This window comes from Bradyrhizobium sp. LMTR 3, assembly GCF_001693485.1.
In the GTDB taxonomy this organism is placed as follows: domain Bacteria; phylum Pseudomonadota; class Alphaproteobacteria; order Rhizobiales; family Xanthobacteraceae; genus Bradyrhizobium.
Genome location: NZ_MAXC01000014.1, coordinates 34,912 through 58,641 on the forward strand (window position 1 = coordinate 34,912; position 23,730 = coordinate 58,641).

The following is a 23,730-nucleotide window of genomic DNA, read 5'->3' on the forward strand; positions in this document are numbered from 1 at the left end:
TTCATTTCAGGCGCGCGGCGCAGCGATCATGGCTGCGACTTCGCAGCGCCGCCGCGCGCCGGCTCGACAGGTGCCGGGCCGGTTTGTCCCTTTTGATCGCCCTCGCCGCGCTCGCGCTTGCCTCGGCGCTCGCCATCGGTTGCTTGACCCTCCTTGCCCGGACCTGCCTTGGAGTCTCCCTTGGCATCGGGGCTGCGGCTGCGCTTGCGCGGCGCGAGGTCGGCGGTTGGCGCCCTGTCGTCGGTGCCAATCAAGACCTTGGCGCCGTCAGACAAATTGGCAAAGCCGGTGGTCACCACGCGGTCGGAGATCGAAAGCCCGCTCGCGATGACGGCATCGTTCTCGTTCTGCTGCGTCACCACGACCGGCTTGGCGGTCGCGACATTGTCGGGGCCGATCACATAGCTGAATGTCCCAAGCGGACCACGTTGCACCGCCGAGCTCGGCACCACGATCGCCTTCTCCAGCGTTTCGACCTTCAGCCGCACATTGACGAACTGTCCGGGCCAGAGCTGGAATTTGGCGTTGGGAAACTCCGCCTTCAGCTTCAGCGTGCCGGTGGTCGGATCGACCTGGTTGTCGATGCCTTTGAGCGTACCGGTGTCGATGACGGTCACGCCGTCATTGCCGAACACGTCCACCGCCAGCACGCCTCCGGCAGCGGCAGCGTTGACCCGCACGATCTGCTGCTGCGGCAGGCTGAACTGCACCGCGATCGGCTGCAGTTGGGTGATGATGACCAGCCCGGTGACGTCGGAGGCGCGGATGATGTTGCCCTGATCGACCTGGCGCAGGCCGGCGCGCCCAGACAACGGCGCGATGACCTTGGTATAGCCGAGCATCGCCTTGGCATTGTCGATCGCGGCCTGATCGGCCTGCACCAGCGCTTCCTGCTGGGCGACCACGGCGCGCTGCGTATCGGCCTGCTGCTTGGAGCCGGCATTCGAGGCGGCGAGCTGCTGATAGCGCGCCAGATCGAGCTTCTGGTTGGCGAGCAGCGCTTCGTCCTGCGCCTTCTTCGCCACCGCTTGATCGTACTGCGCCTGGTAGATCACGGGATCGATTTCGGCCAGCACGTCGCCCTGCTTGACGTCCTGACCTTCGACGAAGTTCACCTTGATCAGCTTGCCGTCGACCTGGGCGCGCACCGTCACCGTGTTCAGCGCGCGGACCGAGCCCACGGCATCGAGATATACAGGCACATCCTGCGTGCGGGGCATGGCCGCCAGCACCGGCACCGGGAGATCGGGACGTGCGCCGGGCCCGCCACGGCCGGTCTGCTTCTGCTGAAAGGCGTTCCAGCCGAGATAGCCGAGCCCGCCGAGGATCAACAGCGTGATCGAAAGCGACACCATCCGCCGGCCAATGCCGCGCACGACGCGCTTGCGCGCCGTCTTCGGGTCGTCCTTCACTTCCGGCTTAAAGAGCATCGACCGGCCTTTCCATCCTGGGCTCCCAGCCGCCCCCCAGCGCCTGATAGAGGCTGACAATTGCCAGCAGCCGGGCCAGTTGAGCCTGCGACAGCGCATCCTCGGCCTGGAATAATGTTAGCTGCGTATTTAGCACAACGACGATGTCGGCGGTCCCGGCCCGCAACTGCTGCTCGGACAATTCAAACGCCCGCCGCGACGACGCCACGACCTCGCGCTGCAGCCGCAGCCTCTCGGTGGTCTGGCGGATCGACATCAGGGCATTATCGACATCGGCAAAGGCTTGCACCACCGTCTTGCGGTAGGTCTGCAGCAGTTCATCCTGCAGCGCCTTGGTGAGCTCGAAATTGCCGAGGATCCTGCCGCCATCGAAGATCGGTTGGGTCAGGCTGCCGACCATGCTGAAGAACGCGGCTTGCGGCTGAAACAGCGCCGTCAACGCCGAGCTTTGATAACCGCCCTGCCCCGTCAGTTGAATGCTCGGAAAGAACTGCGCGCGGGCGCTGCCGACGTTAGCGGTGGCCGAGGCAAGCTGCGCTTCCTGGCGACGAATGTCGGGGCGTTGCGTCAGCAACTCGGAAGGCAGGCCCGGCGTGACGCGTGGCGCGGCAATCCGATTGAGGGTTCCGCCGGTGATACGCACGGATTCTGGCGGACGCGACACCAAGGTCGCCAGCGCGTTGATGTTCTGGTCGAGCGTCTGCCGCAACGGCGGCACCAGCGCGCGCTGGTTGGCCACCACGCTTTCCTGTTGCGCGACGTCGAGATCGGTACCGGTGCCGGCCTTAAATCGTTCCTTGATGGCGTTCAGGATGCGCTCGGCGCTCGCGATGTTTCGCTGTGCGGTACGAATCCGGTCCTGCGCGGCGAGCACCTGGAAATAGGCATTGGCGACCGTCGTCAGCGTGGTCAGCGCGATGACGTCGCGGTCAAAACGGCTGGCAGCCGCGGTCTCCTCCGCCGCCTGGGCGGCGTCGCGGTTCTTGCCCCAGAAATCCAATTCGTAGCTGGCACTGAGCGATGCCGAATAGTTGACCACCTCACGGCCGCCAGTGGACAGGCCGCTGGTACTCGAACGAGAGGTGCGGGAATAGCTCTCCGACCCGGAGCCGCTGAGAGTTGGCAGCAACGCGGCGCCGGCGATTCGTGCCTGCGCATCGGCCTGCCTGAACCGCGCGGTGGCGGCCGCAATGTCCAGATTGACGGTCTGCGCCTCCTCCATCAGGCCCGTCAGCTCCCGCGAACGAAAACCGCGCCACCAGTCGAGCGTCGACGGTGCGTCCGCGGCCTTGGAAAGCCGGGCCGCCTTGTAGCCTTCGGGAATGTCGAGTGCAGGGTCGGGAAGGTCCTTGGTCAGGATGCAACCCGCGGAGCTGGCGACGAGGCCAAGCACGGCAAGCGATCGCGCCAGCCGCTTGCCGCCCGGAATGAGAACAGGCCAACCTTCGATCGCAGCAGTTGCAATTCGCTGGGTCACACCCGTTCTCCACCGGGCAAATCCCGGCCCGGCGCAATTTGAGCGCTTCTCCTGTTGGGCTGCGACACGTTCACGGGGGTGATGCTTCCGTTGGAACCGAACCCCGATATTAGCCTTGCGCTCAGCACGCGGACAGCCCCGCGCAGCCTCTCGGCGATCGTGCGTTCAGGTCCGCAAAGCGGGCGACAAAGAGCTCACTTTCCCTTGTTTTATAGGGTCGGAACGATGTCGGGACGCCGCAGGACCGCCGAATTCTTACGAAGATTTCATGGGGTTTTTCCCCTGTTCTGACGTCCGACAACCGGCTCGTCGCACGGCGGAGCTCTGGCCTGTGGCCGATTCGAAACTCCGGGAACAGCCACTCCATATCGCACTGTGCGTGCATGCGCGGCTGCAGCCGATCGGCCATCGCTTCAGCTTTTCGCGTGACGAGCCTGCTGATCGATCTGGACGTGGCCGGGTTCGAACCGGCCATCGCTGCTGCTCTGCGTCAACCGCGCGGCGCTCTACAGCCTCCACGAGGCATGCGGCCGGTCCCACGGCAGGGGGCGGCCTTCAATACCGGCTTGGCGAGTGGAAAAATCAACGTTTATACTTCGCCAGCGTTGTCCACCCGTGCCAAGCATTGAAGCAGGGTCGATCGGCCATGCGAAGCCCGGGTAAACCGCAATTCGATGGATCGCACATGCCCGAGTTGATTTCGGTCAGATCGGAAACTGTAGACGCGACGTTTCCGGAATTGCCCCGCATGGTCCGGCTGGCGCTGGGCTTTGGTTCAAAGCTGCAACACGGCACGCTCGACGTAACCCTGGCCGACGGCCGCATTGTTCGGCTTGGCGGCAATGGCCCCGGCCCCGCCGCAGCCATGACGATCTATGATTACGGCTTTGCCTCGCGGCTTCTGCGCGGCGGCGACATCGGCATTGCGGAAGCCTATCTGCGCGGCGAATGGGACACGCCCGATCTCACGCAATTCCTCTATCTGTTCTGCGTCAACCAGGACTGGATGCAGACCATGCTGATCGGCAACCCGCTGACGCGCACCTTCCAGGCCGTCAGGCATTGGCTCAACCGCAACACAAGGCGGCAGGCTCGCCGCAACATCTATGCGCATTACGACATCGGCAACGCCTTTTATTCGGCGTGGCTCGATCCCAGCATGACCTATTCGTCGGCGCTGTTCGAGGACGACACACCCGACCTGACGGCAGCCCAACACAACAAATACCGGCGGCTCGCCGAGGCTATCGATCTGCGGCCGGGCCAGAAGCTGTTGGAGATCGGCTGCGGATGGGGCGGCTTTGCCGAATACGCTGCCAAGACGTTCGGCGCCAGGGTGGTCGGGCTCACCATCAGCAAGGAACAGCGTGAGTTCGCACAGGCGCGCATTCAGAACGCCGGACTCAGCGATAGGGTCGAGATCAAGCTGCAGGACTACCGCGACGAGCGCGACCGCTATGACCGGATCGCCTCGATCGAGATGATCGAGGCGGTCGGCGAGCAATTCTGGCCAAAATATTTTTCACAGTTGCGCGACCGCCTGCTGCCGGGTGGCCTCGCCGGCATCCAGGCCATCACCATCCAGGACAGCCTGTTCCAGACCTATCGGCGCGAAGTCGACTTCATCCAGCGCTACGTCTTTCCGGGCGGCATGCTGCCGTCGCCGCAGATCCTGAAAACGCTCGGTGAACGCTTCGGCGTTCCCGTCATCCGCGAACGTATCTTTGGGCAAGATTATGCCAAGACGCTCGCGATCTGGCGAAGCAATTTCCGTGCGGCCTGGCCGAACCTGACGCCGTCGGGTTTCGACGATCGCTTCCGGCGGCTGTGGGAATATTACCTCGCCTATTGCGAGGCCGGTTTCCTGTCCGGAAATATCGACGTGCGCCAGGTGGTGTTTGCGAAATCGGGCTGATCGCCCTGCCCCAACGCTGGCTTGTATGGCTGGCGGCCCTCCTTTAGGGTCGCCTAACGATTAGGCAAACAAACCGGCGATTTCAAAGACATGGCCTTCAACAAAGACGTCATCGAAGCGATCGGCAACACGCCCCTCATCAAGCTGAAGCACGCTTCGGAAGCGACCGGCTGCACCATTCTCGGCAAGGCCGAATTCATGAATCCCGGCCAGTCGGTCAAGGACCGCGCCGGCAAATGGATGATCCTCGAAGCCGAAAAGCGCGGCGATCTCAAACCGGGCGGGCTCGTGGTGGAATCAACCGCCGGCAATACCGGCATCGGGCTCGCCGTGGTCGCCAGCGCGCGTGGATACCGGACCTTGATCCTGATTCCGGAAACGCAGAGCCAGGAAAAGAAGGACATGCTGCGGCTGTGCGGCGCCGAGCTCGTCGAGGTGCCGCAACTGCCCTACGCCAACCCCAACAACTACCAGCATGTCGGGCGGCGGCTTGCCGACCAGCTTCGCAAGACCGAGCCGAACGGCGTCTTGTTCGCCGACCAGTGGAACAATCTGGACAATGCCAAGGCGCACTACGAGTCCACCGGACCCGAGATCTGGGAGCAAACCGGCGGCAAGGTCGACGGCTTCATCTGCTCGGTCGGCACCGGCGGCACGCTCGCGGGCGCCAGCCGCTTTCTGAAGGAAAAGAACAAGGACATCGTGACCGCCTGCGCCGATCCGCACGGCTTCGCGATGTACGAATTATTCAAGAATGGTACCGCCAAGTCGACGCCAGGTGACTCGATCACCGAAGGCATCGGGCTCGGCCGTGTCACGCCCATCATCGAGACCGCCGTTGTCGATGACGCTTTCCTGATTTCCGACGAGGAAGCCGTAACTGTCATCTACGAACTGCTCGAGCAGGAGGGCCTGTGCCTCGGCGGCTCCACCGGTATCAACGTCGCTGGCGCGATCCGATTGGCAAAGCAGCTCGGACCCGGCAAGACCATCGTCACCATCCTCGCGGACTCCGGCAACCGCTATCAGTCAAAGCTGTTCAATCCGGCATTCATGCGCTCGAAGAACCTGCCGGTGCCGGCATGGCTGGAAAAGCGTACCAAGATCGACGTGCCGTTCGAGAAGGTTTGAGTGGGCTGCGTATGCCCACCCCTCATGGTGAGGAGCGCGTCTTCGCGCGTCTCCGGACAACGCTTGCGCATCGCCGGGTGAACCATGAGGCGCCGGTGCCCCATCCTTCGAGATGCGGCCAATAGGCGCTCCTCAGCCGGCCTCTTTGCCGCCAACGTGCGACAGACGCTTTGAGGTCAGCCCCCGTTTGGGGGGCCGACCAATCTTTGATGAACTGCCAGCGCCTATCGGCGGCTTCCTTGGGTCGTTCCTGCGGCTGACATCTCGTCCGACCCGAGCTTCACCGTCAGCTTGTCGATCTTGCCGGTGAAGCGGAACGGCACCTGGTAGTCCTGGTCGTCCACCGGCGTGCCGCTGTCGAGGCCGACGTTGAAGGTCTCGTCCCACATGAGGGTGATCGGCAGACTGCGCGGCATGGGATGGCTGTCGACGACCTTGCCGTCCGCCTTCAGGGTGCCGGTGCCACCCTTGCCCAGGCCGGGGCCGTCGTATTTCCAATCGAACTCCAGCGTGTGTTTGCCCGGCGCAAGTGCCTCCTTGCCCTGCCACTTCACGCGCTCGAGTCCGACAAGGTTCCAGGTGAACACCGGCTTGCCCTTGAGCAGATAGAAGCCGTAGCCGGCGAAGCGGCCGCCGTCGGTTATCAGCATGCCCTCGGCACCGCCCTGGGGAATATCGACCTCGGCCATGATCGTGTACGACCGGTTCAGAAGGCTCGGTGCGTTGCCAGTCTCCGGGAACGGCACGTTGCTCAGTTCGCCCGAATAGGTGAAGAGGGTCCGGCCCGGCACATAGCTTGGCTTATGCGAGATGAACCTCTCGAGGCGAGAGTCGTCGAGCGGAAAGACCTGGTACTTCGTCGCCTCCAGCGTGAACAACTGCTGCATGGCGCGGAGCTTGTCCGGCATCTTGGCGGCGAGGTTGTTGGCCTGCGTCCAGTCCTCGGCGACGTTGTAGAGCTCCCATGGGAAGCCGTTCATGACATCCGCGGGCGGCTTGTCCAAGGTGAGGATCCAGGGCGCGTGGATGGGAGGCGCAGAGGCCATCCATCCGTCGTGGTAGATCGCGCGCGAACCAAACATTTCGAAATACTGCGTAGTCCGCTGGCCCGGCGCGTTCGCGTTGGCCTTGTCCCAGCTATAGGCCATGCTCACCCCTTCGATCGGCTTTTGCGCGATGCCGTTGACGCTCACCGGCTGCGGAAGGCTGGCCGCTTCGAGGATCGTCGGCACGATGTCGATCACATGGTGAAACTGATGGCGGATGCCGCCGGCGTCCTTGATGCGCGCGGGCCAAGCCATGGCCATGCCATTGCGGGTGCCGCCGAAGTGAGAGGCCACCTCCTTGGTCCACTGATACGGCGTGGCCCAGGCCCACGCCCAGCCCACCGCGAAGTGCGGGTAGGTCTGGTCGGTGCCCCAGGCGTCGTAGAATTTCATGTTCTGTTCGACCGTCGGGTTCACCGCATTCGCAACGGCGAACTCATTGAACAGGCCGTGCAGCGTGCCTTCGGGGCTCGCGCCGTTGTCGCCGCTGATGTAGATGACCAGCGTATTGTCAAGCTTGCCGGTGTCAGCGATCGCCTGGATCACACGGCCGATCTCGTGGTCCGTATAGGCCAGGAACGCCGCATAGATTTCGGCTTGGCGGATGTAGAGCTTCTTCGCCTCGGGTGAGAGCGTATCCCACTGTGGGATGTCGTTCGGCCAGGCGGTGAGCTTTGCGTTTGGCGGGATGACGCCGAGCTTCCTTTGATTGGCGAAGATGGTTTCACGCAGCTTGTTCCAGCCCTGGTCGAACAGGTGCAAGTCGCTGATCTTCTTGACCCACTCCGGCGCCGGGTGGTGTGGTGAGTGCGTGGCGCCGGGCGCGTAGTAGATCATGAAGGGCCGGTCGGGCTGGACGTCGTTCAGCATCTTGATGCGCCCGATCGCCTCGTCGGCCATGGCGGTGACCAGATTCCAGCCGGGGTTGCCAAGGAAGGGCTGGATCGGTGTGGTGTTGCGGAACAGGTTGTTCGGCTGCCACTGGCTAGTGTCGTCGCCGGCGAACCCGTAATAGTAGTCGAAGCCCTTGATGGGGCCGGTCGGCCAGTTGTGGAACGGGCCAGCCTGGCTCCCTTCCCACTGCGGCACGTTGTGGTCCTTGCCGTACGCATCACGACATGCCCTCGCGCCGGACGGCTAAGGCTTCGCGCTAATGAGGCCACGTTCTAGTGCCGCAATATCTGGCTCAGGAACAGCTTCGTGCGCGCGTGCTGCGGGTTGGCGAAGAATTCATGCGGCGTGTTTGACTCGATCACTTGCCCTGCGTCCATGAAGACGACGCGGTTGGCGACTTCGCGGGCAAATCCCATTTCGTGGGTGACGACCAGCATGGTCATGCCTTCCCTGGCGAGATCGACCATGGTGTCGAGCACTTCCTTGACCATTTCCGGGTCGAGCGCCGAGGTCGGCTCGTCGAACAGCATCACCTTCGGATTCATGGTCAGTGCGCGGGCAATGGCGACGCGCTGCTGCTGACCGCCCGACATCTGGCCGGGATATTTGTTGGCCTGATGCGGGATCTTGACCCGCTCCAGGAATTTCATCGCGGTCGCCTCGGCGTCCTTTTTCGGAATGTTGCGTACCCAGATCGGCGCCAGCGTGCAGTTCTCAAGCACGGTCAGGTGCGGAAACAGGTTAAAGCTCTGGAACACCATGCCGACCTCGCGGCGGACTTCATCCACCCGCCGCAGGTTCGGACCGAGTTCGATGCCCTCGACCACGATCTGGCCTTCCTGGAATTCCTCCAGCGCGTTGATGCAGCGGATCAGCGTCGACTTGCCCGAGCCCGAGGGGCCGCAGATCACGATGCGCTCGCCCTTGGCGACATCGAGGTTGATGTCGCGCAGCACGTGAAAATCGCCGTACCATTTGTTGAGTGCGTTGATGCCAACGATCGAGTTTGCGGTCATGGTGATGTACTCAGTTGCGACGATGTGCGTTCAGCCGGTTCTCGACGAACAGCGAGTAACGCGACATCCCGAAGCAGAAGACGAAATAGATCAGTCCAGTGAAGGCAAAGCCGGTGAACAGCGTCGTCGGCGTCGACCAGACCGGATCGCTGAAGGAAGCCCTGAGCTGCCCCAGGAGATCGAACAGCGCGACGATCGAGACCAGCGAGGTATCCTTGAACAGCGCGATGAAGCTGTTGACGAGACCGGGGATGACGTGGCGCAGCGCCTGCGGCATCACGATCAGCGCCGTGGTTTTGGCCCAGGACAGGCCAAGCGCGCTCGCCGCCTCCGCCTGCCCCCGCGGGATCGCCTGCAGGCCACCGCGGATCACTTCGGCCTGGTAGGCGCCGGCGAACAGCGCAATGCCGATCAACGCGCGCATCAGCCCATCGATGGTGAAGCCGGCCGGGACGAATAGCGGCAGCATATAGGTTGCGAAGAACAGCACCGTTATCAGCGGAACGCCGCGCCAGAACTCGATGAAGGCAATCGAGAAAATCCGGATCAGCGGAATGGTCGAGCGCCGCCCGAGCGCCAGCGCAATGCCGACCGGCATCGAGGCGACGATGCCGGTGACGGATACCACCAGCGTGACCAGCAGGCCGCCCCACAACCGCGTGTCGACCTCCGGAAGTCCACCGTTGTCGAGCCCCATCACCGCGATCACCAGCGCGATAGCGAAAAAGACCCCAAGACAGGTGACGAGCGGACGCCAGCCGGAGCGCAAGCCGCCACCAAGCCAGAACAAGAGCGCCGAAACGATCAATGTGGTCGCGCCGAGATCTGCCCAGACCGGCTGGCCGGAGGCCTGGATCTGGTCGCGCAGCCAGGTCAACGGCAGCAACACCCAGCCAACCACCGTGCTCACCAGCACGATCAGCTTGCCGATGACCCACAACAGCGGGCCGATGATAGCCGTCGCCTCGCCGGAGGCCACCAGCTTCCTGCCGCCGTCGCCGATACTGTCGTTGAAGCCCGAAAGAAGCCCGGCCGTCCAGCTCACGCCGAAGCCGCCGATCCCGCCGCCGCGCAGCAGGAAGAAGGCAATGACGGGAAGTGCCAGGAAGAACAGGATGGCGTTCGGACCTTTGGCCGGCAAACGCGGAATCAACAGCGGCACCAAGAGGATCGCGGCAAGAATGAAAGTCAAATTGACGCGCCAGCGTTCCGGCTCCGGATAGAATCCGTAGATAAACTGCGAGAACTTGGCCTGAATAAAGGGCCAGCAGGCGCCAACCACGTCGGTCGGATTTTTCGGGAGGCAGGCGGTGCGGTCCTTGCCGATCCAGACTGCATCGACGAACGCGAATTTCAGCGCGGGCACCAGGATGACCCACAGCAGTAACACACTGACGATCGTGATCAGGATATTGGTCGGCGAATTGAACAGCCGCGTGCGCAGGAAGCCGATGAAACCGGTGGTCTTCACAGGCGCGGCCCGCTCGGGCACGAGGTCCTGGCGGACGAAAATGGATGAAGTCGTGTCGCTCATCCGCCCATGCTCCGGCTGATCCGCCACCCATAGAAACTCATGATTGCGCTGGTGACCAGCGAGATCAGGAGATAGACGCCCATGGTGATACCGATGATTTCGATCGCCTGCCCGGTCTGGCTCAGCGTGGTTCCGGCGAACACCGAGACCAGATCGGGATAGCCGATCGCGACCGCCAGCGAGGAGTTCTTGGTCAGGTTGAGATACTGGTTGGTGAGCGGCGGCAGGATCACGCGCATCGCCTGCGGGATCACGATCAGCCGCAACACCGAGCCGCGCTGCAGTCCGAGCGAGGAGCCGGCTTCCATCTGGCCCTTGTGCACGGAGAGAATGCCCGCGCGCACGATCTCGGCAATGAAGGCCGCCGTGTAGGTCGACAGCGCCAGCGTCAACGCAACGAATTCCGGTATCAGGCGTGAGCCGCCGGCGAAGTTGAAGCCCCTGAGGACAGGCACTTCAAACGTGACGGGTTTGCCGAAGATGAGCACGCTGAGCAACGGCAGGCCGATCACCATGCCGAGCGCATAGGGCCATACCTTGATCACCTTGCCGCTTTGGAAGAGCTGACGGCGCGCGTATCGCCACAATACGATCGCGGCGGCGATCGCAACCAGCAAGGCGACAACGAACGGCTCAAAGCCGGGCTCACCGATGGGCTTCGGAATGACCAGCCCGCGATTGCTGAGGAAGAAACTGTCGAAGACCGAGATGCTCTGCCGCGGATTGGGCAAAGCGGCGAGCACCGCGAGATACCAGAACAAGATCTGGAACAGCAGCGGCAGGTTGCGGATCAGTTCGACATAGCCGCCCGAGATTCGCGCCAGTAGCCAGTTCGGCGACAGCCGGCCGAGTGCGACCAGGAAGCCGATCACGGTGGCGAAGAAGATGCCGATCACCGAGACCAGCAACGTGTTGAGCAGGCCAACCACAAAGACGCGCGTGTAGGGATCGGACCCCGAATAGGGGATCAGGCTCTGGCTGACGTCAAAGCCGGCATTGTTGGCAAGGAAGCCGAAGCCCGCCGTGATCCGCTGCGCCTGCAAATTGGCGCGGGCATTGGCGACGATCTCGTAGGAGATCCAGGCGAGCGCGGCGACGAACAGCAGTTGGAGGACGAAGCCGCTCCAGCCAGCACGGCCGCCGAGCGCGCGCTGCAGCCTGGGAAGTAGCTGCGATGGTGGTTTTCGGGGATCGATGGCCATCGCCGCAGCCCCTCTCGCTGGCGCTTAGCGGATCGGCGGCGCGTACTGGATACCGCCCTTGCTCCATAGATTGTTGAGGCCGCGGGCGATGCCGAGCTTGGAGCCGGAACCGACGTTGCGCTCGAAGGACTCGCCGTAATTGCCGACCGCCTTCACGATCCGCACCATCCAGTTCTTGGTCAGGCCGAGTTGCTCGCCCAGATTGCCGTCTGTGCCGACGGCGCGCTTGACCTCGGGTTTGTCGGACTTGGCCATCTCGTCCACGTTCTTCTGTGTCAAGCCGAGCTCTTCGGCACCGACCATCGCGTAAAGCGTCCATTTCACGATATCGAACCACTGATCGTCGCCATGGCGGACCATCGGCCCGAGCGGTTCCTTCGAGATCACCTCGGGCAGCACGACGTGATCGGCTGGGTTGGCGACCTTCAGGCGTTCGGCATAGAGCTGGGAGACGTCGGAGGTGAACACGTCGCACCGGCCGGACTCATAGGCCTTGACGGTCTCGTCGGCGGTCGCGAACGCGATCACCTCGTACTTCATGTTGTTGCCCTTGAAGTAGTCGGCGAGGTTCTGCTCGGTCGTGGTGCCGGTCTGCACGCAAACCGACGCACTGTTGAGCTCCAGCGCCGAATTCACCTTCAGCGACTTCTTCACCAGGAAGCCTTGGCCGTCATAATAGGTAACGCCGGTGAAATTGGCGCCCAGCGAAGTATCGCGCGACAGCGTCCACGTGGTGTTGCGGGACAGCACGTCGATCTCGCCCGACTGCAGCGCGGTGAAACGGTCCTTGGCCGAGAGCGGGACGAACTTGATCTTGGACGCGTCGTTGAAAATGGCAGCGGCGATCGCCCGGCAGATGTCGACGTCGAGCCCGGTCCAGTTACCCTTGTCGTCCGGCGTCGAGAAGCCCGGCAGACCTTGGCTGACCCCACAGGACAGCATGCCCCGGTCCTTGACCGTCTTGAGGGTTTGCGCCGAGGCGGCCTGGGCCGAGAGGCCGGCGGCAAGGGCAAGGGTGACAACCAGAGATACGCGTTTCATGGGTTAGGCCTTTCAAGGGGACGTCCGGAGATCGTTTTTTAGGCAACGCCTGACGTTGTGGGGCCAACCCGCTGATCCCGCGCTCAAAAGCGTCATCCCGACCGTGCATTTTGCGTGCCATTCCGGTCAGGCGGTGGATCCGATCGCAGCAGGCCCCTCAACTTGCGGCGATGATAGTTGAAACGCATCACAGAACGACTGGCGTGCCGGGTCAAGGGGTTGACTGCCGTCTTCTGTGTCTTGTTATTAACTCGCCGGCCCCGAGCCGCCGCCCGGTGGTGTTTTTCGCGATCAAGTTGTGGCTGCGGCATAACGTCTTGGATAATGCAAACGCATGAGCTTTTCGAACGACGGACCGTCCAACCCGCAAAAGCCCGAAACCAGACTGGTCACCGGGGGCCGCGACACCAAGGGACAAAGGGGTTTCGTCAATCCGGCGGTGTACCACGGGTCGACCGTGCTCTATCCGACCGCCGAGGACCTGCACGCCCACCGCGCCGAATTCTCCTATGGGCGTCACGGGAGCCCGACCACTCTGGCGCTGCAGGACGTGCTGATGTCACTGGAGGGTCCGCAATGCGCAGGCGTAGGCCTCGCGCCATCGGGACTTGCCGCAATCACCACCACACTCCTGTCGGTCTTGAAGGCCGGCGATCATCTGCTGGTGACCGATAATGTCTACAGGCCGTCGCGCAACTTCTGCAACGGCATGCTGGCCCGTTACGGCGTCGAGGTCGGCTATTTCGATCCGCTGGTCGGCGCCGGGATCGAGAAACTGTTCAAACCGAACACCAGGGCGGTGCTGGTCGAGGCGCCCGGCTCGCAGTCGTTTGAAATGAGCGACATTCCCGCCATCGCTGAAGTCGCGCATGCAAGGGACGCGCTCGTCATCGACGACAACACCTGGGCGACGCCACTGTATCACCGCTCGCTCGACCAGGGCGTCGACATCAGCATGCAGGCCGCCACCAAGTATATCGGCGGCCATTCCGACATCATGTTCGGCACGATTTCGGCGAACGCGAAAGCCTGGCCGCTGCTCACCGAGGGTATCCGCCTGCTCGGCGTCTGCGCCGGACCCGACGACGTATTCCTGGCGCTGCGCGGCGCCCGCACGCTTTCGGTGCGGCTCGCGCAACATTACCGCTCGGGCCTGGAAATGGCGCGTTGGCTCGCCGGCCGCCCCGAAGTCCTGCAGGTCTTGCATCCGGCGCTCGAAAGCCATCCCGGCCACGCGATCTGGAAGCGCGACTTCACCGGCGCCTCCGGCCTGTTCAGCATCGTGCTGAAGCCGGTCGCCCAAAAGGCGGTCGATGCCCTGCTCGATGCCGTCAGGCTGTTCGGCATGGGCTATTCGTGGGGCGGCTTCGAAAGCCTCATCATCCCGTTCGACTGCGATCCCTACCGCACCGCGACCAAATGGTCCCCCGGCGGGCCGACGCTCCGGCTCCACGTCGGCCTGGAGAATGTCGACGACCTCAAGGCCGACCTCGAGCGCGGCTTTGCGGCGTTGAGGGCTGCCGCCTAGGGGGCGCTTCACGCCGCCCGATTCCCCGCCCCGGCCGCGCCCGCCATCTCAGCGGCGAGCAACAGGGCCGCGCGGCTGGCGCCAACCGAGGCGACGCCCTGGCCGGCGATGTCATATGCCGTGCCGTGCGCCGGCGTACAGATCGGAAACGGGAAGCCGCCGAGAATTGTCACCCCGCGATCGAAGCCCATCAGCTTCATCGCGATCTGGCCCTGGTCGTGGTACATCGTCAGCACCGCATCGAACGCCCCGTTCTTGGCGCGCAGGAAGACCGTATCGGCCGGAAACGGCCCTTCCGCCGCTATTCCTTCGGCACGGCCGGCCATGACGGCAGGTTCGATCACATCGATCTCCTCGCGGCCGAAATTGCCGCCGTCACCGGCATGCGGGTTGAGCCCAGCCACCGCGATACGGGGCTCGGCAAAGCCGGCCTGTCGCATGCAGGCATCGGTCAGTTTCAGCGCGCGATGAATGCGTTCGACGGAGAGACGCGAGGCCACGTCCTTGAGCGCGATGTGCGAAGTGACGCGGGCATTCCAGAGCCTGTCGAGCACGTTGAATTCGCTGGCTGGCGTTTTCAGGCCGGCGACCTCGGCGGAGAACGCGATCTCGTCGTCATACTCCGCGCGCGCGAGCCGCATTGCCTTCTTGTTGAACGGCGTGAAGCAGACAGCGTCGGCCTGCCCGTCACGCGCCAGCGTGAGCGCGCGACGATAATTCTCCAGCGCGAACGCGCCGCCGGCCTGGCTCGCGACACCACGTTCGATGGTCCCCGGATCGAGATGGCCAAGATCCATAAAAGCGGCGTCACTGCCGATTGTTCGCGGGTCCGCGGAAGGCGCTACATTTGGCAGGTCCGTCCTGACGCCGGCCACGCGCACGCCTTCGTCGAAAACGCGGCGGTCTCCGATCACGATCAGGCGTGCGCAGGAACGGATTTCATCGAGGCAGGCGAGTTTTGCGGTCAGCTCCGGGCTGATGCCGGCGGGGTCTCCCATCGCCAGCGCGATCACCGGCTTGCCGGGGCTATGCAGCTTCATATGATCCTCACCTTTTCACCAGCGGCTTCGTCCGGCTTTCGCAGCAGACGCACAATCTGCAGGGCGAGCGGAAGCAGCAGCAACGCCATCCCGGCCAGAACGAGGGTCGTCACCAGCCGGTTCGCAAAGAATATCCCGAGCGATCCCTTCGACATCAGCATGGCCTGCCGGAACGCGTCCTCGGCCTTGTCGCCGATCACGATCGCAAGCACCAACGGCGCCAACGGATAGTGCAGCTTCTTGAAGAGATAGCCGACGACACCGAAGCCGAGCATCAGGACGACGTCGAGATAGGAGTTCGAGACCGAATAGGCGCCGACGACGCAGATGATGACGATCAGGGGGGCGATGACGGCGAAGGGAATGCGCATCAGGGCGGCGAACACGGGAACGGTCAGCAGCACGAGCGCAACCGCAACGATGTTGCCGACATACATTGAGGCGATCAGCCCCCAGACGAAATCCTTCTGGTCGACGAATAGCATCGGTCCGGGATTCAATCCCCAGATCATCAGTCCGCCCATCATGACAGCAGCCGTGGCCGAGCCGGGAATGCCGAGCGAGAGCATCGGCAATAGCGCGCTGGTGCCGGCGGCGTGGTCGGCCGTCTCCGGCGCGACGATGCCCTCGGCCTCGCCGGTGCCGAAACGCGCGCCATTGCGCGAGAAGCGCTTGGCGATACCATAGCTCATGAAGGAAGCTGCGGTCGGACCGCCCGGCGTAATGCCCATCCAGCAGCCGATGGCCGCGCTGCGGAGCAATGCAACGCCGTGCTGCGGCAGACGGCCCAGCGCCCGGAAGACTTCCTTCCAATCCACCCTCGACGATACCGCGCGGGCCTGAAACTCCTCCTCCACCGCAATCAGCAACTCGCCGATACCGAACAGCCCCATCACGGCAACGACGAAGCTGACGCCCTTCACCAGCTCGTCGATACCCATGGTGAGCCGCACGCTGCCCGAAACCGTATCGATGCCGATCGCGGCGATGGCAAAGCCGATCGCGAGTGCCACCACCGTCTTGATCGGCGCCGCACCGCCCATGCCGACGAAACTGGCGAAGGCGAGGAAATAGACCGCGAAGTATTCGGGCGGTCCGAAGGCGAGCGCCACCTGTGCCACCCACGAAGCCAGAAACGTAATCAGGATCACGCCGACAAGCGCGCCGAACGCCGCCGAGCCGAAAGCGGTGGCCAGCGCCGTTGTCGGCCTGCCGTCGCGCGCCATCGGATAGCCGTCGAAGGTGGTGGCGACCGACGAAGGTTCGCCCGGAATGTTGAACAGGATCGACGTCACCGAACCGCCGAACAACGCGCCCCAATACATGCTCGAAAGCAGGATGATCGCCGACACCGGCTGCATGCCGAAGGTCAGCGGCAGCAACAGCGACACTCCGTTTGGCGCACCAAGGCCGGGCAGAACGCCGACGAGAATGCCGAGCAGAACGCCGATCACCATCAGCGTCAGGTGCGGAACGGTGACCGCGATGGTGAAGCCGTGCAGCAGCGATTGAAGGTTTTCCATCGCCCGCCCCTTCAGTAACCGAACGCGGCGGCGAGCGCGCCGTGCGGCAGCGACACCTGGAACATGCGCTCGAACACGACGTAAAGCGCAAGCGGCGTTGCCGCGGCGATAACAAGCGCGCGCAAAACCGATTGCCGCCTCGGCAGCGCCAGCACCGCGAAAACATAGCCCGCCGAGGCAAGATACATTCCAACCAGTGGAATGACGGCGACGAAAATCGCGGCTGGAACGAACAACCCCGCCAGGCGGCGCAATTCGGACGGCGTGACGGCTATCCTGACCATTGCAAGGGTGCCGCGCCCCATGGCGCCCTGCCCCATGTTGTAAAGGCTGCCGAGCACGATGATGATGCCGGTGAGAAACGGAAACGTGCCGGCGTCGACGCCGGCGCTCGACCAGCCGATGCCGTTGTCGATGCTGGAAACAACGACAACGACGCCAAAGATTCCGGTCAGCGCCGCGGCGGCTATCTCGAGCGCGCGTCGTGATATCATCGGTTGCGGCCCTACTTCACCAGCCAGCCCTGTTCGCCCGCGACCTGCTTTACGTGTTCGAGGTCCTGCTTGATGAAATTGTCGAACGCAGCGCCGGTTAGGAACGTATCAACCTGCGAGGTCTTTTCGATGTAATCCTTCCATTCCGGCGTCGCCTGCACCTTCTTCAATAGATCCACGTAGAACGCCGCCTGCTCCGGGCTGACCTTGCCGGGCAGCCACACCGTGCGCGGCTGCTCATATTGCGAGATCGCAAGCCCCTGCTCGACACAGGTCGGCACGTCGCTCCAGCCTTCTGACGTCGTGACCTTCGGCCCCTGCGGCAACCGCTTCGGGCTGAACGCGCAGAGCGGGCGCTGGGTGCTGCCGCGCCATTGCCCAAGGCTCTCGGAGGGATTGTTGACGTGGGCATCGATATGGCCGCCGGCCAGTTGCACGGCAGCCTCAGCACCGCTCTTGAAGGGGATGTAGGTGAACTTGACCTTCGCCGCCTTCTCGATCATCCGCGTCAGCACCTCGTCGGTGTCCTTGGACTGCGCGCCGCCCATCTTGAACTCGGTCGCGGCCGCCGCCTTGAGAAAGTCGCCCGCAGTCTTGTAGGGCGCGTCCTGTTTCACCCACAGCAGGAACTCGTCCTGTGCCATCGCGGCGATCGGGGTGAGATCGGTGTAGTTGAAGGCGACCTTGGAGACGAGCGGTTGCTGCCACGCGTTCGAAGTACCGAAGATCACCTTGTAGGGATCGCCGGCGGACGCCTTGCCGTAGACATAGCCTTCCGCCCCGCTGCCGCCGCCCTTGTTGACGACCACGATCGGCTGGTCGGTCAGTTTGTATTTGGTGACGATGCTCTGGACGGCGCGCGCAAGATTGTCGGTGCCGCCGCCCGGCCCCGCGGTAGCGACGAACTCGATCGGCTTCTGCGGCTGCCAGGCCGCGGTGGCCGGAAGCGCGCCCGCGAGCATGAAAGCCGTCGTGGACAGCAGCAGTTTTGACGTGATCTTCATGGTTTCCTCCCCGTAGGCATTTCTTGTTGTCGTTCGTATTCTCGTTTTCTCGTCAGGCGACCTGCTCCTTGCGGCCGGCCGAGGCGGCAACGATCGCACCCTCCCGCTCGAATGCGTCGATCTGCGCCTGATCAAAACCATGTTCGCGCAGCACCTCGCGCGTATGCTCGCCATAAACAGGCGCGCCCGAACGCACCTTGCCTGGCGTCGCCGAGAATTTGACCGGCAACCCGATCGTCTTCACCGGTCCGAGCGTCGAATGTTCGACCTCAACCACCATCTCGCGCGCGAGCGTCTGCGGATCGCTCAGCGCTTCCAGCATGTCGTGCACGGGGCCGCAGGGCACACCCTTCTCGTCAAGTGCCGCCAGCCAATGCGCCCGCGTCTGTTTGCGGAAACGCCCGCTCAATTCGGCTTCGAGCTCCTTCAGATTCGCCATGCGGTCGGAGCCGTTGACGAAGCGCGGATCGGAAGCCAGTTCGAGCGCGCCAAGCGCTTCGAGCATCAATAGCCAGTGCTTCTTGTTGGCGCCGCCTACCACGAGCCAGCCATCGGATGCCTCGAACGCCTGATACGGTGCGTTGAGCGGATGGGCCGAGCCCATGGCGCGCGGCGCCATGTTGCTGGCGAGCGCAATCGTCGACTGCCAATAGGTCTGAACCAGCGCCGCCTCGTAGAGCGAGGTCTCCACCCATTGCCCTTCACCAGTCTTGAGCCGGTGCGAATAGGCGGCCAGGATCCCCATGCTGGCGAGCAGTCCGGCCGTGATATCGGAGAGCGGCGGGCCGCATTTCACCGGCGGACCATCCGGCCGTTCGCCCGTGAAACTCATGATACCGCTCATCGCCTGGGCGACCAGATCGAAGCCCCGGCGATGCTTGTACGGGCCGGTTCGGCCGAAACCGGAGAGCGAGCAATAGATCAGCGCCGGAAAATCCCTATGCAGTTCCTCATAGCCGAAGCCTAACCGCTCCATCGCGCCCGGCGCGAAATTCTCGACCAGCACGTCGGCGTCCGCGATCAGCCGCCGCAGCACTTCCTTGCCGCCTGCGGTCTTCAGGTCGAGCACGATGCCCCGCTTGTTGCGGTTCATCATCAGGAAGGAGGCCGCCTCGTCACCGATCTTCGGTGGCACCGAGTGTCGCGTGTCGTCGCCATTTGGCCATTTCTCGATCTTGATGACATCGGCGCCCATGTCGGCGAGCATCAGCGTGCAGGTCGGTCCCGCCATCACATGGGTGAGATCGATGACCCTGAGGCCGGCAAGCGGCCCCGAACGCGGCGTCGTGTCGTCTTGAAGGGACATGCGGGCTCCTATTGGCCGCGCCATTGCGGCGCGCGCTTGGTGAGAAACGCGTCGAGCCCTTCACGGAAATCCTGGCTGGTGTAGCACATCAGGATGAGGTCCTCGCCCTCCTCGCGCGTCAGCCGTTTCTGCAGCCGGGCGACTGCCTGCTTGGTCGCGCTCAGCGTCAGCGGCGCGTTGCCGGCAACGAGCCGTGCGATCTCGTCGGCGCGCCTGTCGAGCGCGGCCAGATCATCGACGACCTCGTTGAGCAGGCCCACCGAGGCCGCCTCCTCGGCTTCGACAAGCCGTGCCGTGAAGATCAGATCCTTGACGCGCGCCGGGCCGATCAACGCGGTGATGCGGCTGACATTCGACATCGACAGGCAATTGCCGAGCGTACGCGCGATCGGAAACCCTATCCGCGTGCTCCGGGTGCCGATGCGAAGGTCACAGCAGGCCGCGATCCCCGCGCCGCCGCCGGTGCAGGCGCCGTTGATGGCGGCAATGGTCGGCACCCGGCATGTTTCGAGAATGCCGAGCACGCGGTCGATGCGGTTCTCGTAGTCGAGCCCGTCCTGCGGCACCTTGAAGGCCCGGAACTGGTTGATGTCGGTGCCCGCGGCGAACGCTTTGTCGCCGGCTCCCCGCAGCAGCAGCACCTTGATCGCTTGGTCGCGGTTGGCGCGTTCGCAGATCTCGGCCAGCCGCTCGTACATCGCGAAGGTGAAGGCGTTGCGCGCCTGCGGTCTGTTGAAGGTTATCCGGCCGATCCCGTCATCGAGGGCAAACAGGAGGTCATCCTCCCCTACAGTCACGTCCTGATCCATGCCGCCGGCCCTTTCTTAATCGACTTTAACCAATTCTGAATGCAAAACTATGGTTTATCAAGCTGGAACTGGCAAAATTCCGATGATATAACCATTTTTGCATTCAAATTGGATGTTTACGGGATGCTTCATGAGGAAGTCGTAGGCCGCGTCCGCGCCATGTTGCTCGATGGCGAGATCCCGCCGGGCGCGCGGATTCCCGAGCGCGACCTCTGTGAAAAGCTGCAGATCTCGCGCACGCCGCTGCGCGAGGCCCTCAAGGTGCTCGCCGCCGAGGGCCTGGTTCAATTGCTGCCGAACCGCGGCTCGCGCGCGGCCAGGCTGACCGACAAGGACATGCGCGACCTGTTCGAGGTGTGCCAGGGGTTAGAGGCGCTGGCCGGCGAGCTCGCCTGCGAGCGCATCGCGGATGCCGAGATCGCCGAGATCGCCGCCGTCCACGCCGCGATGGTGCAGCACTACGGCGATCGCGACCTCCTCCAGTACTACCGCTGCAACCGCACCATCCACGAGGCGATCATCACCGCGGCCGGCAACCCGGTGCTGTCAGGCCTATATGAATCCGTCACGGCCCGCATTCGGCGTGCGCGTTACGTCACGCCGATGACACCGCGGCGCTGGGCGCTGGCGGTGCAGGAGCACGAAGCGATCCTCAATGCACTTCAACGCCGCGACGGCGTTGGGTTGTCGCATATCCTGCGCGCGCATCTGCGCCACAAGCGCGAGGAGGTCTTGCAGGCCGGCTTCGCCGAGACCGAGCCTCAAGATCAGGCTCGCGCGTCATAGCAGCGTCTAGCCTGACGCGGATTCGCATCCGAAGCGCCCGTCCATCTCTACCCGCATTCGCGCCGTCGCTACACGCCGAGACGACCCCGGGTTTTTGCGGAGCGGTTTTCCCAAAACGATAACCACCCGTTCACCATGACGGCGAATCCCGCCGTGCGATCGACCAAATAATTCAACCCTCAAGTTCCCTTATACCTTTGATGCCTAGTCATACCTCCGGGGATGGCTGCCATTGCCGTGCAGTGGGGCTTCCCTGCGTAAGAGTAGTAAAGCGTATGAACATCGCACGTGTCGTCGTTCTGACCATCGCATTGAGTGCCGGCGGTGTTGCCGCCTATCTCGCCCGTGGCACGGAAGAACAGTCCCGCCCGGCGGCTGAACCGGTCGCACACTTGCCGACGGTGGAAATTCTCGTCGCGAAATCCGACATCGGGCTCGGCGAGCCGGTCAAGCCCGAGAACCTGCAATGGCAGGCCTGGCCAGCCGCGACCGCCGGCAGCAACCTGATCAACCGCGCCAGCCAGGCCGAGGCCATCAAGGAAATCGCCGGTTCGATCGCGCGCAGCCCGTTCTTCGCTGGCGAGCCGATCCGCGAACAGAAGCTGGTCAGAGCCAATGGCTCCGGCTTCATGGCAGCCATCCTGCCGACCGGCTTGCGGGCGCTCTCGACCGAGATCTCGCCGGAAACCGGCGCCGGCGGCTTCATCCTGCCCAACGACCGTGTCGACGTCATCTTCTCCAGGCGCGAAAAGAATCCGGACGGCAATGGACCCGACGTCGTCCAGTCGGACATCATTCTCGCCAACATCCGCGTGCTGGCGATCGATCAGGCACCGAAGGAAAAAGAGGGCAGCAATTCCCTCGTCGGCCGTACCGCCACACTCGAACTGAAGCCCGAGCAGGCCGAGACTCTGGTGCGTGCGCGCCAGAGCGGCACGCTGTCGCTCGCGCTGCGCAGCATTACCGATGTCAACGCGGCCGAAGGCCGTTCCGAGGCTCAAAAACGAAACGAGAGCGTCAACGTGGTTCGCTACGGAGTCGCCAATCAAACGACGGCACAGAAGTGACCGAAAGGACGCCCGATATGAAGTTTGGGGAAAATCAGTCAGCGATGCGAACCGTGGCGGTGCGCACCCTGTTATTGTCGGCTGTCGCCGCGCTGACGCTCGGGCCGCTGCTGCCCGTGGTCGCAGCCGAGTCCGACAAGGATCCGGTGACGACCTCCGCAATCGGCCCGGTCAAGATGCGCTTCCTGTCGCTCGGTGTCGGCAAGTCGGTGATCGTCGATCTGCCGCGCGATGTGAAGGATGTGCTGGTCGCCGATCCGAAGATCGCCAATGCCGTCATTCGCTCCCCGCAACGGGCCTATATCATCGGCGGCGCCGTCGGCCAGACCAACGTGGTGTTTTTCGACGGCGACGGCCAGCAGATCGCGTCCTACGACATCGCAATCAAGCGCGATCTCAACGGCGTGCGCGCCGCGCTGCGGCAGTCGTTGCCGGGGGTTCAGATCGAGGGCGTCGGCGACAGCGTGCTGTTGACCGGCTCGGTGTCGAGCCCGGTCGAAGCCCAGCAGGCCGGCGAGATCGCCGCGCGGCTGGTCGGCGGGTCCGAGAAGGTCGTCAACTCGATCGTCGTTCGCGGCCGCGACCAGGTGATGTTGAAGGTCACTGTCGCGGAAGTCCGGCGGGACATCGTCAAGCAATTGGGTGTCGATCTCAGTGCCAGCATGAACTACGGCACCGCGGCGGTCGTTTTCAGGAACAACAATCCGTTCACCGCCAACAATGCACCGCTCGTCGCCGACAACGGCTTGGTCGGGGCGGCTTTGAACAAAGCTGGTGTGCCGACGGTCACCGCCACCCTGCGCGCGATGGAGAGCGCGGGCGTGGTGCGGACGTTGGCGGAGCCCAATCTGACGGCGATCTCCGGCGAGTCCGCGACATTTATTTCAGGCGGCGAATTTCCCATTCCGACCGGCGTGAGCTGCCAAACATCAACGACTGGTGTCATCAGCGGGTGCGTCCAGACGGTCAGCTTCAAGAAATTTGGCATCTCGCTCAACTTCACGCCTGTAGTGCTGTCCGAGGGACGGATCAGCCTGCGGGTCATGACCGAAGTGTCGGAAGTCTCGACCGAAAACTCCCTGACTGGCGGCCCAGGTGGAACAACCATTCCCTCGATCAAGACCCGCCGCGCCGAGACGACGCTGGAAATTCCGTCCGGCGGCTCAATCGCGATGGCGGGACTGATCCAGGAACAAACCAAGCAGGCGATCAACGGCTTGCCGGGGCTCGATCAATTGCCGGTTCTGGGCGCGCTGTTCCGCAGCCAGGACTTCGTCAACAACCAGACCGAGCTGATGGTCGTCGTGACGCCCTATGTCGTTCGGGCGGTGGCGCAGAAGGAACTGTCGCGGCCCGATGACGGGTTTGCGTCGGCATCCGACTCCCAATCCACGCTGCTCGGACGCATCAACCGGATCTACGGCGTCGCCGCTCGCATCGATCCGGTCGCCGGCGTCCAGGGCAACTTTGGCTTCATCATTGATTGA

18 protein-coding genes and 1 pseudogene are annotated in these 23,730 nt (G+C 63.5%); 6 read left to right on the plus strand and 13 right to left on the minus strand.

The window, feature by feature from the left end; all coding sequences use genetic code 11:
- Positions 1 to 26 precede the first annotated feature (26 nt).
- Together LMTR3_RS14660 and LMTR3_RS14665 are read right to left on the minus strand one after the other, a co-directional pair.
- Positions 27 to 1,430 (minus strand): efflux RND transporter periplasmic adaptor subunit, encoded by a 1,404-nt coding sequence (locus tag LMTR3_RS14660; protein WP_065745798.1) that lies wholly within the window; start codon positions 1,428 to 1,430, stop codon positions 27 to 29.
- Entirely contained in the window at positions 1,420 to 2,880 is a 1,461-nt protein-coding gene (locus tag LMTR3_RS14665; RefSeq protein ID WP_245319890.1) for an efflux transporter outer membrane subunit, read from the minus strand. The genes LMTR3_RS14660 and LMTR3_RS14665 overlap by 11 nt, the downstream gene beginning before the upstream one ends.
- 712 nt (positions 2,881 to 3,592) lie before the next feature.
- Between LMTR3_RS14665 and LMTR3_RS14670 the strand changes: the two genes are divergently transcribed.
- On the plus strand, positions 3,593 to 4,822 hold the full coding sequence (locus tag LMTR3_RS14670; RefSeq protein WP_065745799.1) for an SAM-dependent methyltransferase: 1,230 nt from the start codon (positions 3,593 to 3,595) through the stop codon (positions 4,820 to 4,822).
- 90 nt (positions 4,823 to 4,912) lie between these two features.
- The gene (locus LMTR3_RS14675) at positions 4,913 to 5,953 is read left to right on the plus strand and encodes a cysteine synthase A (protein ID WP_065745800.1); all 1,041 of its coding nucleotides are present in this window, start codon (positions 4,913 to 4,915) and stop codon (positions 5,951 to 5,953) included.
- A 224-nt stretch (positions 5,954 to 6,177) separates the two neighbouring features.
- On the opposite strand, the pseudogene LMTR3_RS14680 reads toward LMTR3_RS14675, so the two are convergent.
- From LMTR3_RS14680 to LMTR3_RS14700, 5 genes and pseudogenes are all read right to left on the minus strand, one after another.
- Positions 6,178 to 8,106: pseudogene (locus tag LMTR3_RS14680) on the minus strand (sulfatase-like hydrolase/transferase); the annotation flags it as partial.
- 59 nt (positions 8,107 to 8,165) lie between these two features.
- Positions 8,166 to 8,909, minus strand: coding sequence for an amino acid ABC transporter ATP-binding protein (locus LMTR3_RS14685; protein WP_065745801.1), 744 nt, complete (start codon positions 8,907 to 8,909; stop codon positions 8,166 to 8,168).
- A gap of 10 nt (positions 8,910 to 8,919) precedes the next feature.
- Entirely contained in the window at positions 8,920 to 10,443 is a 1,524-nt protein-coding gene (locus LMTR3_RS14690) for an amino acid ABC transporter permease (protein ID WP_065745802.1), read from the minus strand.
- Positions 10,440 to 11,645, minus strand: a complete 1,206-nt coding sequence (locus tag LMTR3_RS14695; RefSeq protein WP_065745803.1) for an amino acid ABC transporter permease — start codon at positions 11,643 to 11,645, stop codon at positions 10,440 to 10,442. The genes LMTR3_RS14690 and LMTR3_RS14695 overlap by 4 nt, the downstream gene beginning before the upstream one ends.
- 24 nt (positions 11,646 to 11,669) lie before the next feature.
- Positions 11,670 to 12,686 (minus strand): amino acid ABC transporter substrate-binding protein, encoded by a 1,017-nt coding sequence (locus tag LMTR3_RS14700; protein WP_065745804.1) that lies wholly within the window; start codon positions 12,684 to 12,686, stop codon positions 11,670 to 11,672.
- Positions 12,687 to 13,020: 334 nt separating this feature from the next.
- Here LMTR3_RS14700 and metC point away from each other — a divergent pair, with 334 nt between their 5' ends.
- Positions 13,021 to 14,214, plus strand: coding sequence for a cystathionine beta-lyase (gene metC, locus LMTR3_RS14705; protein WP_065745805.1), 1,194 nt, complete (start codon positions 13,021 to 13,023; stop codon positions 14,212 to 14,214).
- Positions 14,215 to 14,222: 8 nt separating this feature from the next.
- On the opposite strand, the gene LMTR3_RS14710 is transcribed toward metC, so the two are convergent.
- The 6 genes from LMTR3_RS14710 to LMTR3_RS14735 are packed head-to-tail and all read right to left on the minus strand — an operon-like array spanning position 14,223 to position 20,390.
- On the minus strand, positions 14,223 to 15,254 hold the full coding sequence (locus LMTR3_RS14710) for a 4-hydroxythreonine-4-phosphate dehydrogenase PdxA (protein ID WP_065745806.1): 1,032 nt from the start codon (positions 15,252 to 15,254) through the stop codon (positions 14,223 to 14,225).
- Positions 15,251 to 16,777, minus strand: coding sequence for a tripartite tricarboxylate transporter permease (locus tag LMTR3_RS14715; protein ID WP_065745807.1), 1,527 nt, complete (start codon positions 16,775 to 16,777; stop codon positions 15,251 to 15,253). Before LMTR3_RS14715 ends, LMTR3_RS14710 begins: the two co-directional genes overlap by 4 nt.
- An 11-nt stretch (positions 16,778 to 16,788) precedes the next feature.
- Positions 16,789 to 17,271, minus strand: coding sequence for a tripartite tricarboxylate transporter TctB family protein (locus LMTR3_RS14720; RefSeq protein ID WP_065745808.1), 483 nt, complete (start codon positions 17,269 to 17,271; stop codon positions 16,789 to 16,791).
- A gap of 11 nt (positions 17,272 to 17,282) precedes the next feature.
- The gene (locus LMTR3_RS14725) at positions 17,283 to 18,275 is read right to left on the minus strand and encodes a Bug family tripartite tricarboxylate transporter substrate binding protein (RefSeq protein ID WP_065745809.1); all 993 of its coding nucleotides are present in this window, start codon (positions 18,273 to 18,275) and stop codon (positions 17,283 to 17,285) included.
- Positions 18,276 to 18,327: 52 nt separating this feature from the next.
- Positions 18,328 to 19,581 carry a CaiB/BaiF CoA transferase family protein gene (locus tag LMTR3_RS14730; RefSeq protein WP_065745810.1) on the minus strand — a complete coding sequence of 418 codons (1,254 nt, stop codon included), beginning with the start codon at positions 19,579 to 19,581 and terminating at the stop codon, positions 18,328 to 18,330.
- A gap of 8 nt (positions 19,582 to 19,589) precedes the next feature.
- Positions 19,590 to 20,390: an enoyl-CoA hydratase/isomerase family protein gene (locus tag LMTR3_RS14735; RefSeq protein ID WP_065745811.1), complete on the minus strand. Its 801-nt coding sequence runs from the start codon at positions 20,388 to 20,390 to the stop codon at positions 19,590 to 19,592.
- Between the two features lie 123 nt (positions 20,391 to 20,513).
- On the opposite strand from LMTR3_RS14735, the gene LMTR3_RS14740 reads away from it, so the two are divergent.
- The 3 genes from LMTR3_RS14740 to LMTR3_RS14750 all read left to right on the plus strand — a co-directional run bounded on the left by LMTR3_RS14740 (position 20,514) and on the right by LMTR3_RS14750 (position 23,730).
- The gene (locus tag LMTR3_RS14740; RefSeq protein ID WP_176721909.1) at positions 20,514 to 21,176 is read left to right on the plus strand and encodes a GntR family transcriptional regulator; all 663 of its coding nucleotides are present in this window, start codon (positions 20,514 to 20,516) and stop codon (positions 21,174 to 21,176) included.
- A 275-nt stretch (positions 21,177 to 21,451) separates the two neighbouring features.
- Complete coding sequence (gene cpaB, locus LMTR3_RS14745; protein WP_065745812.1) at positions 21,452 to 22,243, plus strand: Flp pilus assembly protein CpaB; 792 nt, start codon at positions 21,452 to 21,454, stop codon at positions 22,241 to 22,243.
- 17 nt (positions 22,244 to 22,260) lie between these two features.
- Complete coding sequence (locus tag LMTR3_RS14750; protein WP_065745843.1) at positions 22,261 to 23,730, plus strand: type II and III secretion system protein family protein; 1,470 nt, start codon at positions 22,261 to 22,263, stop codon at positions 23,728 to 23,730.